General features: G+C 41.2%; 13 protein-coding genes and 1 tRNA gene. All 14 read right to left on the reverse strand.

Annotation, left to right across the window (positions count from 1 at the left end):
• Positions 1–147: 147 nt before the first annotated feature.
• Entirely contained in the window at positions 148–627 is a 480-nt protein-coding gene (locus tag NCY30_RS02710; RefSeq protein WP_055180685.1) for a DUF1700 domain-containing protein, read from the reverse strand.
• Between the two features lie 158 nt (positions 628–785).
• Positions 786–2897, reverse strand: coding sequence for a glutamine synthetase III family protein (locus tag NCY30_RS02715; RefSeq protein ID WP_055180687.1), 2112 nt, complete (start codon positions 2895–2897; stop codon positions 786–788).
• A gap of 196 nt (positions 2898–3093) precedes the next feature.
• Positions 3094–3960 carry a class II fructose-1,6-bisphosphate aldolase gene (gene fba / locus NCY30_RS02720; RefSeq protein WP_022415728.1) on the reverse strand — a complete coding sequence of 289 codons (867 nt, stop codon included), beginning with the start codon at positions 3958–3960 and terminating at the stop codon, positions 3094–3096.
• An 86-nt stretch (positions 3961–4046) separates the two neighbouring features.
• The gene (locus NCY30_RS02725; protein WP_022415727.1) at positions 4047–4856 is read right to left on the reverse strand and encodes an energy-coupling factor transporter transmembrane component T family protein; all 810 of its coding nucleotides are present in this window, start codon (positions 4854–4856) and stop codon (positions 4047–4049) included.
• Positions 4853–5710, reverse strand: coding sequence for an energy-coupling factor transporter ATPase (locus NCY30_RS02730; RefSeq protein ID WP_055180689.1), 858 nt, complete (start codon positions 5708–5710; stop codon positions 4853–4855). The genes NCY30_RS02725 and NCY30_RS02730 overlap by 4 nt, the downstream gene beginning before the upstream one ends.
• Positions 5697–6575 carry an energy-coupling factor transporter ATPase gene (locus NCY30_RS02735; RefSeq protein WP_055180690.1) on the reverse strand — a complete coding sequence of 293 codons (879 nt, stop codon included), beginning with the start codon at positions 6573–6575 and terminating at the stop codon, positions 5697–5699. The genes NCY30_RS02730 and NCY30_RS02735 overlap by 14 nt, the downstream gene beginning before the upstream one ends.
• Before the next feature lie 7 nt (positions 6576–6582).
• Positions 6583–7143 (reverse strand): CD3073 family putative ECF transporter S component, encoded by a 561-nt coding sequence (locus NCY30_RS02740; RefSeq protein ID WP_006428184.1) that lies wholly within the window; start codon positions 7141–7143, stop codon positions 6583–6585.
• Between the two features lie 27 nt (positions 7144–7170).
• Positions 7171–7710 carry a CD3072 family TudS-related putative desulfidase gene (locus tag NCY30_RS02745; RefSeq protein WP_055193533.1) on the reverse strand — a complete coding sequence of 180 codons (540 nt, stop codon included), beginning with the start codon at positions 7708–7710 and terminating at the stop codon, positions 7171–7173.
• Between the two features lie 240 nt (positions 7711–7950).
• Positions 7951–8022: transfer RNA gene (locus NCY30_RS02750), tRNA-Glu, on the reverse strand.
• A 102-nt stretch (positions 8023–8124) separates the two neighbouring features.
• Positions 8125–9036: a diacylglycerol/lipid kinase family protein gene (locus NCY30_RS02755; protein ID WP_055193536.1), complete on the reverse strand. Its 912-nt coding sequence runs from the start codon at positions 9034–9036 to the stop codon at positions 8125–8127.
• A gap of 104 nt (positions 9037–9140) precedes the next feature.
• On the reverse strand, positions 9141–9398 hold the full coding sequence (locus NCY30_RS02760) for an HPr family phosphocarrier protein (protein ID WP_055303864.1): 258 nt from the start codon (positions 9396–9398) through the stop codon (positions 9141–9143).
• Complete coding sequence (gene whiA / locus NCY30_RS02765) at positions 9391–10296, reverse strand: DNA-binding protein WhiA (RefSeq protein ID WP_006428179.1); 906 nt, start codon at positions 10294–10296, stop codon at positions 9391–9393. Before whiA ends, NCY30_RS02760 begins: the two co-directional genes overlap by 8 nt.
• A gap of 8 nt (positions 10297–10304) precedes the next feature.
• Positions 10305–11186 (reverse strand): RNase adapter RapZ, encoded by an 882-nt coding sequence (gene rapZ / locus NCY30_RS02770; protein ID WP_006428178.1) that lies wholly within the window; start codon positions 11184–11186, stop codon positions 10305–10307.
• A 1-nt stretch (position 11187) separates the two neighbouring features.
• On the reverse strand, positions 11188–12099 hold the full coding sequence (gene murB / locus NCY30_RS02775; RefSeq protein WP_044920325.1) for a UDP-N-acetylmuramate dehydrogenase: 912 nt from the start codon (positions 12097–12099) through the stop codon (positions 11188–11190).
• Positions 12100–12136: the final 37 nt, after the last annotated feature.

Raw genomic sequence — 12136 nt, forward strand, 5'->3', positions numbered from 1 at the left:
ATATTATACTGTTGTTGTAGAAAGAATACTTTCTACAACCCCTTATTAATTATTTATACTCCCCTCAAAAGACCGATGGCTCCCCCATCGGTCTTTTATTTTTGCATATATCAAATTTTCAAAAAATCAACGAGTCTTTCCGCCCTCTCACCTTCTGAAACCCTTCACCAGCTTTAAGATCAGACACAGGATCAACAGCGGAACAAATATCGGTGCCAGAATACTGATGATTCCTCCAATTACAGCCACAACTAATACGATAACACCAATGATTCCAAGAAGAAGCACCAGTTTCTTCCACCATGTATCAAGTCCGAAGACATGCACTCCTCTGTGTCCTGATTCCTCGTCATAGCCCTGTTCATACGTCCGGCTTCTCTGTCTTTCCGGCTCATAGCTGTCATATGTTTCCCCCGTATTTCCCTTGATTTCTTCCGAGGTAATGATATTCTTCGCAATTGCCCATGGATCGCCAAGCTCTTCTATTACTTCTGACTCTTTTCTGCCTTTTCGCACTTCTTCTGTAATATAATCATTATAATAATCCACATTATCCCGAATTACATTTCCCGAAAGGTCATTCGCAAGCGCTTTTTTTAATTTATCTAAAAATTCCCGTTTTGTCATGATTGCCCTCCTTACAGGATTTTACATACTTTGGTATAAAAAACCCTGAACTTAGAATAGCACAATCATGTGTCCATTCCAAGTCCAGGGTTCTTAAATTTTTCTAATGTATTTCTAAAATAATTTCTTCGTCTAACGAATGACCTGCTCTTTTTTGTTTATACTTCAAATATCAGATCTCCGTAAGAAGGCATCGGCCATGCTTCTTTATCAACAATCATTTCCAGTTTATCAACCGGTGCACGGAGTGCTTCCATAGCAGGTACTACATCGAAGTGATAGAATCTTGCCTGATCTTCTCCCTCTTCCATAGCTGCTGCCTGATCTGTTACAACCTTCAGTGCTTCCAACGCTTTCTTAGACTCTGCTAATAATCCGGATACTTCTGTCAGAAGTTCTGCCTGAACAGATGCATCTGCGCCGGCTTCTTTTACTGCAACTACTGTATCTGCAAGTTCTTTCGTATATTTAATAATTGCAGGAATAATCTGTTTGCTTGCCATATCGATCATAGTACGTGCTTCAATATTGATTGCCTTTGCATAGCTTTCAAATTTGATCTCTGCACGGGATTCCAGCTCAGCTTTTGTAAATACTTTGAATTTTTCAAACATATTGATAGCCTTGTCTGTAGTCAGGGCAGGTATTGCTTCTACCATAGATCTGATATTTGGAAGTCCACGTCTTTCAGCTTCCTCTACCCATGCATCTGAGTATCCATTACCGTCGAATACCACTCTCTGATGCTCTGTCGCATATTTCTTGATCAGGTCATGAACTGCTTCATCAAAGTTATCTGCTTTTTCAAGGACATCACAAGCCTCTGAGAATGCTTCTGCAACGATTGTATTCAGTACTACGTTTGGTCCTGCGATTGAATCACGGGAACCTACCATACGGAATTCGAATTTGTTACCTGTGAATGCAAATGGTGATGTTCTGTTACGGTCTGTTGCATCTTTTGCAAGATCCGGAAGTGTGTCAACTCCTGTCTGAAGTTTTCCACCTTTCAGACTGTGTGTAGCTTCTCCTGTACTGATCAGCTGTTCCAGCACATCCCCTAACTGTTCTCCAAGGAATACAGAAATGATTGCCGGTGGTGCCTCATTGGCTCCAAGTCTATGATCATTTCCCGGGTCTGCAGCAGATTCACGAAGAAGATCTGCATGTGTATCTACAGCTTTCAGGATACATGTAAGTACCAGTAAGAACTGAATATTTTCATGAGGAGTTTTTCCTGGCTCTAACAGATTCTTTCCGTCGTCTGTTGTAAGAGACCAGTTATCATGTTTACCAGAACCATTGACTCCTGCAAATGGTTTCTCATGAAGTAAGCACTTCATACCATGCTGGCATGCAACTCTCTTCAGAGTCTGCATTACGATATGGTTATGATCCAGTGCTACGTTACACTCTGCATAGATTGGTGCAAGTTCATGCTGAGCAGGTGCAACTTCGTTGTGCTGTGTCTTAGATGTTACACCAACTTTCCAGAGTTCTTCGTTAACATCTTTCATGAATCCTGCGATTCTCTGGCGGATGGTTCCGAAGTAGTGGTCATCTAATTCCTGTCCTTTTGGAGGCATTGCTCCGAACAGTGTACGTCCTGTATAGATCAAGTCTTTTCTCTGTAAGAATTTATCTGCATCTACAAGGAAATATTCCTGCTCTGGTCCTACAGAAGGAGTTACTTTCTTAGATGTTGTATTTCCAAACAATCTTAACAGTCTCAGCGACTGCTCATTGATTGCCTGCATAGAACGAAGAAGTGGAGTTTTCTGATCAAGTGCCTCTCCTTTGTATGAACAGAATGCTGTCGGGATACAAAGTGTTGCGCCTGCTGCATCATGTCTTACGAATGCTGGTGATGTACAATCCCATGCTGTATATCCTCTTGCTTCGAATGTTGCACGAAGTCCGCCTGATGGGAATGAAGATGCATCCGGCTCACCTTTGATCAGTTCTTTTCCTGAAAAGCTCATCAGTACTTTTCCATTTGGAAGTGGTGCTGAAATAAATGAATCATGTTTTTCAGCAGTTACACCTGTCAGAGGCTGAAACCAGTGAGTATAATGTGTAGCCCCTTTCTCAATTGCCCATTCTTTCATCTCATGTGCAATTACATCTGCTGTAGCAAGGTCTAATTCCTTACCTTCTTCAATTGTTTTCTTCAGATCCTTATAGACTTTCTTTGGAAGACGTTCCTGCATTACAGTATCATTGAATACGTCTTCGCCAAATATCTTGGCTACGTTAATTGCTTCACTCATGTCTCCTCGTTTCCTTTCTCATTGTTATTTATAGTATAAGTTTCACACTATGGTATACATAAAATCTGTTGTATGTACTTTCTGTGCATACCATGATATGAAAAAAGGCACTCCAACTTCCGTTGGAACGCCTTTGTTCTTCCTATGCCAGTTAGTATAACTCAACCAGTCAAAAAAGGCAAGTGAAAATTTTTAATTATTCAGCTTTTCCTACTGAACCAAATAATTCCATCTTCTCTTTAACTGTTGCCTGGATAGCTTCAGCACCTGGTTTCAGGAGTTTACGAGGATCGTATCCTTTTCCTTCCAGATCTTTTCCTGCTTCAATATATTTACGTGTAGCATCAGCGAATGACAGCTGGCACTCTGTATTAACATTAATCTTAGCAACTCCGAGACTGATTGCTTTCTTAATCATATCGTCCGGAATTCCTGTACCACCGTGAAGAACTAATGGCATTTTTCCTGTCAGCTGCTGAACAGCATCCAGAGTCTCAAAGCTTAATCCTTCCCAGTTAGCCGGGTATTTTCCATGAATATTACCGATACCAGCTGCAAGCATGTCAACACCGAGATCAGCAATCATCTTACACTCGTTAGGATCAGCACATTCACCTTTACCGATAACTCCGTCTTCTTCTCCACCAATAGATCCTACTTCGGCTTCGATAGACATTCCTTTTTCTCTGCAGATAGCGATAAGTTCTCTTGTCTTCTCTACGTTCTCTTCAATTGGATATTTAGATCCGTCGAACATGATTGAAGAAAATCCTGCATCAATACATTTTTTACATCCTTCGTATGTTCCGTGGTCAAGGTGTAATGCTACAGGAACTGTGATGTTAAGTTCTTCCATCATAGCTTTAACCATAGCTGCTACAGTCTTGAATCCTGTCATGTATTTTCCAGCCCCCTCAGATACACCTAAGATAACTGGTGACTTTAACTCTTCTGCTGTAAGGAGAATAGATTTTGTCCACTCTAAGTTGTTGATGTTAAACTGTCCTACTGCGTAATGACCTTCTACTGCCTTATCGAGCATTTCTTTTGCTGATACTAACATATGTTATTCCTCCAATTCTTGATGCCATAAGTATTACTACTTTCACTATGACAAATTTGTTTCACTTGCATTATATATCATAACTTCTAAAAAAACAAGAAACTTATCCGGCCAATTATGAAAACGGCAAGATATATCAAGATAACAATGTATCCTGCCCTGTCTTCTTTTTTATATGTCAACGGATACATTCTTGAAGTTTCTGTGCTTCCGGTATATCCCCGCGCTTCCATCGCCATAGCCAGATCCGATGATCTCCTGACCGTCATCAGAAACAGCGGAAACAATAACGTCATAACCCCTTTACATTTTTCGACAACATTTCCCTCTTCAAACCTTGCACCTCTTGCCGCCTGTGCATCCATCAACACATTTAACTCTTCCAGCATAATCGGGATAAAACGAAATGCTATCATCACGATCACTGCCATCTCATGTACCGGGACTCCAATCTTCCCCAATCCCGAAAAAGCCTTCTCCAGACCATCTGCCAGTTCTTTCGGCGTTGAAGTGTAAGAAAGCAGAGACGCACCTGTGATCATCAAAGCTATCCTTGCTGTCATCTGCACTGCTTTCCATATTCCCTGTTTTGTTATGGTAAATATCCAAACAGATGCGACCGCATCTCCCGGTGTATACAGCATACGGAACAGAAAAGTAAAGCAAAGCAGAACAAGAATTCCTCTTAATCCTTTTAACAAATATCCCACTGGAACTCTTGCAAGCCTATAAAGAACCAGCATTACAATCAGACATCCGAGATACCACCAGACATTTTTTACAAGAAATAAAGAAATAATATAAACCAGAACTCCCATCAGTTTTGTTCTCGGATCCATCCGGTGAATCACAGATTCCGAATCATAATATCTTCCAATCGTAATATCCCGAATCATCTTTCCTTCTCTCCTTTAAATATTCTCACCAGCATCTCTTCAGCATCCGCTACATTGATTGCCGGCCTCGGCAAAGGCAGACCTTCCTGTATCAGCGAATATGTCAAATGCGTAATCTGCGGGATTCCTATATGCATTTCTTCTAACTCTTCCACTCTTCCATATACTTCTTCCGGAGTGCCATCCATTGCGATCTTTCCTTCATGCATCACCCATACCCGATTAGCAAATTGAGCTACATCTTCCATATGGTGCGAAACCAATACAATTGCATTATTTCGTTCTTTCCTTATCCTGCACAACAACTCGAATATTTCATTTTTTGTTTCAGGATCAAGTCCTGCTGCCGGTTCATCTAACACCAATATCTCCGGCTGCATCGCCAGTACTCCCGCAATCGCAACGCATCGTTTCTGACCTCCCGAAAGTTCCATCGGACTCAAATGATAATACTCTTTTGAGATTCCGACAAGCTCCAGACTTTCTACTGCAGACTTTTCAGCCTCTTCTTCACTCATTCCAAGATTCAGCGGCCCATACATAACATCTTTCAGAATCGTCCTGCCAAATAATTGCTGCTCCGGATACTGAAATACAAGACCAACTTCTTTTCTTAATTTTGAAATCGGATATTTTTTACTATATATATTTTCCCCATTGAAAAAGATCTCTCCCGATTCCGCCTTCAGCAGACCATTCAGATGCTTGATCAATGTTGTCTTTCCCGACCCGGATGTACCAATCAGTCCTATAAAATCATGTTCTCTAATCTCAAATGAGACATCTTTCAAAACATCTATCTTCCCTTTTGCCGAATCTGAATAAGAAAATGTGATATGTTTACCTTGCAGCATCCTTTTTGCCTCCACATTTACTTCTGTATAATTTCACGATTTTTTCGATCATTTCCTGTTCCTGTAAAACCGGACCCTCTAATCCAATTTGCTGTTTTTCTAATCTCATTCCCAACTCTACAACCGGCGGAATATCCATTTTTGCCTTTTTTAACAATTCGTAATCCGCAAATATTTTCTTCGGAATGTCATCCCCGATGATTTTCCCATCCTTCATCAATACAATACGGTCTGCATCTACTACTTCATCCGTGTGATGCGTAATCAGAATAATCGTCATTCCTTCTTTTCGATTCAATTCTTTTACGATATTTATTACTTCTTTTCTTGAATCCGGATCAAGCATAGCTGTCGGTTCATCTAACACCAGACATGCCGGAAGTCCTGCCAGCGCATCGGCCGTTGCCAGTCTCTGTTTTTGTCCGCCGGATAATATGGAAGGTGACGCCTTTCTCCGATCCCACAGCTTCACTTTTCGCAAAACAGTTTCTACAATTTTTCTTATTTTTTCCGGTTCTATATTTTTGTTTTCCGGACCAAATGCAACATCTTCTTCTACACTCGTCCCAATGATCTGGTTATCCGGATTCTGAAATACCATGCCAACCTGACTTCTGATTTCCCAGAGCCTTTCTTTTGCATGTGTATCTTTCCCGTCAATCCATACCGTTCCTTCATTCGGAAGCAGCAGTACATTTAAATGCTTTGCCAATGTAGACTTTCCGGAACCATTCGGTCCTAAAATTGCCACAAACTGACCAGACGGAATATCTAATGATATTCCGTCCAATACTGTCTTCTCACTTTTTGTATTTTCATCTTTCCATATCGTATACTTATGTACCAGATTTTCAATCTTTATCATATGAGATTTATGCCTCTTTCTTAAAATTATCCATGAATCTCATCGGCATCGCCTTAATGAGCAGGCATCCAATAATACATGTTCCGATCTTATCGATTAAGTTTGATGCAACATTTCTAAGGAATGAAGCCTGGAAAATTGTTTTTCCGCCCTGTACCAGTGACATTACCAGCATATCAGATACAGATCCATTCAGACCACCATATACATAGATTCCGATTGGTGTTCCAATTGCCGGGCAGATAAAGCTAAGCGCAATACCTGTAATCACTGCAGGTACGATTCCAAATTTCCATTTTTTTGCCACAAGACCTACGATCAGACCGACTGCCATATTTACCAGACAGAATGGGATATCTGACACACTGTAGATCAGCCCCGTAATAATATTACTCAATGCTCCTACAATGATTCCCGGTACCGGACCAAGAATTGCTGCGGAAAGCACAGTTCCCAGTGTATCCAGATATAACGGGATTCCAAGTGCCGATGTGATAATTCCAAGCACGATGTTCATTGCTACTGCAACACCGCAAAAAGTTGTTACATAGACTTTTCTGTTTTTCATTTTGTTCTCCTCTTTTCTCTCTAACCTTTAGTTGTTCAGCAGTTGCACTGCTTCTTTCATCGTCACAATAGGAATTTCCATATTTCTTTTTTGAAGTTCTTTTTCCAGTACTTCCATATACACACCCGGATTTTCTGTCATTTTCAGAGATTTCTGAATGTCCTGTATTCTTTTTTCATCCGTACCAATCTCACCTTTCCATTCTCCTTCACAGGTTAGATGATATCCACAGTTCGGACTGCCCTCTACAGAAACAATCCCCAGAACATGGAATTTTTCCACATGTTGTGCGTATTCCTGCAACTGAAGCAGAACCGGTTCAAGAATTTTACGGCATTGTTCCATGTAAAATGGATGTTGAAACTGGTTCTTCACATGTCCCCATCTCTGAGATCCATACATAATAAATTCCGGACAAGGCAGTTGAAGCAGCTGTACATCTTTTTTCAAAATAAGCTGCATCAGTTCTTCACGGATTTTATATTCTTCAGCCAGCTCAGCTTCATCCTGTTCTACTTTTGCCGCATTATTCAAAATACAATGAGATACTACCAAAAGATTTTTCATAATTCCTATTCCTTTCTGACTGCTTCAATAGTAGCATTTATTGTCTGCTTGTTGAAATTGTTTTTCTTTATATAAAGGGTATATTATAGATTTCATCTATAATATTAACAAATAAATTTTATTAGATTTTGCTTCGAGTATTTTAGTGATATACCGAGAACTTATCCTCAGCCTTTTCTCTTACATACTTAGATTAAAAAGAAAAAAAGATCTACAGAACATTCTGCAGATCTTCATCAGTGACTCCGAGGGGAATCGAACCCCTGATTCCAGCGTGAGAGGCTAGCGTCTTGACCGCTTGACCACGGAGCCATTTGTTTGGTACTTACCTAGTATAGCAAGGATTTTGCAAAAAGGCAAGTACTTTTTTTAATTTTTTTAAATTTTTTGGATTTTTCTACAATTCATGGATTTTTAGTCTTCTTCATGCGTTCCCGGAACCATGATCTGAAGCTCTTTATTCAAGTTCTCAATCACAACCTCATCATGTTCACCGCCGAATTCCCCATCCAGTGTCCACGGAATCTCCTCAATCGATTCAAACATGATCCGTCCGCTCTTGAACGTATACATATATTTGGAATCCATCTGCTGAATCATCAGTGCAGCAATGATCTCCTGTAATTCGATCGGATTCTTTGGTGTCTTGATCAATGTTACTTCAAACACGCCATCATCAAACCCCACCTGTTTTCCGATCAGATTACGGAATCCGCCGACTGATCTGGAATTCGTAACCATACCATATACGAATTCATCTTCGATCACTTCATCATCATGTGTTACTTTCACTTTGTAAGAAGGAATGTTGAACAGACGCTTCGCCCCTTCCAGAACATACGCCAAATGTCCCAATACATTTTTCATTGACTGTTTGGTCTGGTACGATACATCCGTAAAAAGTCCAAATGCCGCAATATACACAAAAATATCATCATTAAATCTTCCTGCGTCGCAGGAAAATACCTCTCCATTCACAGCATTATCTGCCGCTTCCAGCAAACCTCTCGGGATGTGAAGACTGCTTGCGAAGTCATTCGTTGTTCCGGTCGGGATATAGCCGATCGGATCCCTCTTATCCCTGTCTCGCTTCATCATACCGGTCACAACTTCATCAAGCGTTCCGTCTCCTCCGCTGCACACGACCAGATCATATTCGTTTGAGTCATATTTTTTAATCTTTTTATAGGCATCACGGTATGCCTGCGTCGGATATGCTACAACCTCATATCCCGCTTTCACAAAGATATCAATAACATCTGCAAGTTTCGGTTTTAAAAGTTCTTTTCCTGCATGTGGATTATAGATAAAAAGCAAACGCTTCATAAACATGCCTCCTCCTTATCTTTCTTAATAACGAAGAGGCTATTGCAACTTCCATCACAACGGCCCCTTTATTTTACATATCGTTTCTATATTATTCTCCCGTATTACTTCTGTGCTCCAAGAAATGTTGCCACACCACTTACGGCTGCATCTTCATCCTGGCCATCTGCTACGATCGTAACATCCTCACCTTTCTGAAGTTTCAGGCTCATCATCCCCATAATACTTTTTGCGTTAATCTTTTTGCTTCCCATCAGAATGTATACCTGGCTCGCGTACTGGCTTGCTTCCTGTACAAGATGAGCCACCGGACGGTCTTCCATGTCCATATTGTTTTGAATGGTAACAGGCTTTCTAATCATAACGACTTGCTCCTCCTTGCTGTTCCCTTAACCCTTGTGCTATTTCACTTAACTTCCTGAGTCGATGATTAACCCCTGATTTACCAAGCGGGCTTGCCATCAGTTGACCCAGTTCTTTCAAAGCTGCTTCCGGATACGCCAGACGCGTAAGGGCAACGTCTCTTAATCCCTCCGGCAGCTTATCAAAACCGATCTGATCTCTGATATATGTAATATCCTCCATCTGCCTTACTGCAGCAGATACGGTTTTATTAATATTAGCCGTCTCACAATTTACTTTACGGTTCACTGAATTGCGCATCTCTTTCACAATACGTACATTCTCCAGTTCCATCAGAGCCACATGTGCTTCCATCACATTCAGCATATCTACAATCTGTGACCCTTCTTTCAGATATACCACATATGTTCTTTTACGCTGAACGATCTTGGCATCCACGCCAAAACTGTTCATCATCTCTTTCAGATGTTCTGCCTGATTCTCATCATTGCAGACAATTTCAAAATGATAGGACTTACTTGGATCACTCATAGACCCCGATGCAATAAATGCCCCTCTTATATATGCCCTTTTACAGCAGACTGCCTGCACGATCGTGTCACGTATCGCCAGCAATTCTTCACCTTTTGCGTAAATATAATAGCTGTAGTTATCCTTTCCCGTATTTCTGCGGACTACGACATCAGTTTTTATATTAAACGTTTTTACCAATAATGTAAAGCATTTTCTCGCAACTCCAAGATTTTCCGTATGCACCTTAAGGCAGCATACACCTCCGTGTCCCACCTTAAATTCTCCCGCCATGTGAACAATTGCCGATAATTCCGCAATATCACAATGTCTCGCACGGGCATAATGCTCTAACAATTCTTCTTTAACTTTTCCAGAAAATGACATCTGATCTTCTACCTCGCTTTGGTAATAGCATCCTTTCCTATATCTCGGTGTTCTATCCGGATACCATAATTATCATTCTTCTGAAGCGCCTCGTACAGCTCATTCGCGAGCGTAACCGAGCGGTGTTTTCCTCCCGTACATCCGATGCCGATCACAAGCTGTGTCTTTCCTTCCTGTACATAATTAGGAATCAGAAATTCTATCATATCCGTCAATTTTGCAAGGAACTCCCTTGCTTTGTCATTATTCATAACATATTCTCTGACTTCTCTGTCATTACCACTCTTTGGACGAAGTTCATCTATGTAATAAGGATTAGGAAGAAATCTTACATCAAATACCAGATCTGCATCTGCCGGGATTCCATATTTGAACCCAAACGACAGCACAGATATATACAGATTCTTATATTCCTTATTTTCCACAAAAATCTTCGACAGCTCTGCACGCAGTTCTCTGGTCAGCATATGACTGCTGTCAATCAGATAATCTGCCCGTTCTCTTAAGAACTTCAGGCGTTTTCTCTCTTCCCTGATTCCTTCTTCCACCCTGCCGCCTTTTCCGGACAACGGATGAAAACGTCTCGTTTCTTTATATCTTTTGATCAGAACATCATCACGGGATTCCAGATAAAGGATCTCAAATCTGGTTCCTGACTGGTCCAGATCTTTTAAAATCTTTTCAAGTTCAGAAAAATTCTGTCCGCTTCGAATGTCAACTCCAAGTGCCGCTTTATTAATCTCTGTGCCCGGAACACTTAACAGCTCCGCCATCTTCGGTATCAACGGCACCGGCAGATTATCTACACAGAAATATCCCATATCTTCCAGCATCTTAAGTGCTGTACTTTTTCCAGCTCCGGACATTCCGGTAACAATCACACATCTCATCTTAGAATTCTCCCAGTCTCTTTACTTCCGGCTGAAGCCGTACTCCAAACTCTTCATATACCTTATCAGACACCTGGTTCATCAGATTCATCACATCTGATGCTGTAGCCTGATCTTTATTGATCACAAATCCACAATGCTTTTCAGACACCTGTGCTCCTCCTACCTGGAAACCACGAAGCCCTGCATCCTGGATCAGTTTTCCTGCAAAATACCCTTCCGGACGCTTGAATGTACTTCCTGCACTTGGATACTCCAGTGGCTGCTTTGTCACACGTCTTTCCTTCAGATCATCCATCACTGCCTGGATCTTTTCTTTCTCGCCTTTTTGAAGTTCGAGCACTGCCTCTAATACGATATATCCTTTTTTCGCGATCACACTGGTACGGTATCCCAGTTCCAGTTCTTCTTTGGCAAGCGTCTTCACTTCTCCTTTACCTGTCAGTACTGTTACAGACTTAAGGACGTCTTTCATCTCTCCACCGTATGCTCCTGCATTCATTACACAGGCTCCGCCGAGCGTTCCTGGAATTCCTGCCGCGAATTCAAATCCGGTAAGTTCTGCATCCAACGCTCTCTTTGCGATCATCGAAAGCAGCGCACCAGCCTGTGCATGGATCTGTGCACCTTCCACTTTTACCTGATTCATCTGCTTATAGATCTGGATAATCACGCCCTCATATCCTTTATCCGATACCAGAAGATTGCTTCCATTTCCCACTATATAATAAGGAACTTTTTCCTGTGTACATGCTTCTATCACCTTCGCAACTTCTTCTGCTGTCTGCGGTGTCACAAAATAATCTGCCGGACCTCCCACACGAAATGTCGTGTGACTTTTCATCGGTTCGTCTTTTTTTACCTGTTCCTCTTTTAAAATACTTAATAATTTCTTTCCTAATTCCTGATTCATTCTCATCTCCACCCTTTTCATCAGCAGGTTGCTTTTT

Origin of the sequence: Dorea sp. MB18-49, from assembly GCF_023669465.1 — a bacterium.
GTDB classification, from domain to species: Bacteria; Bacillota; Clostridia; order Lachnospirales; family Lachnospiraceae; genus Dorea_A; species Dorea_A longicatena.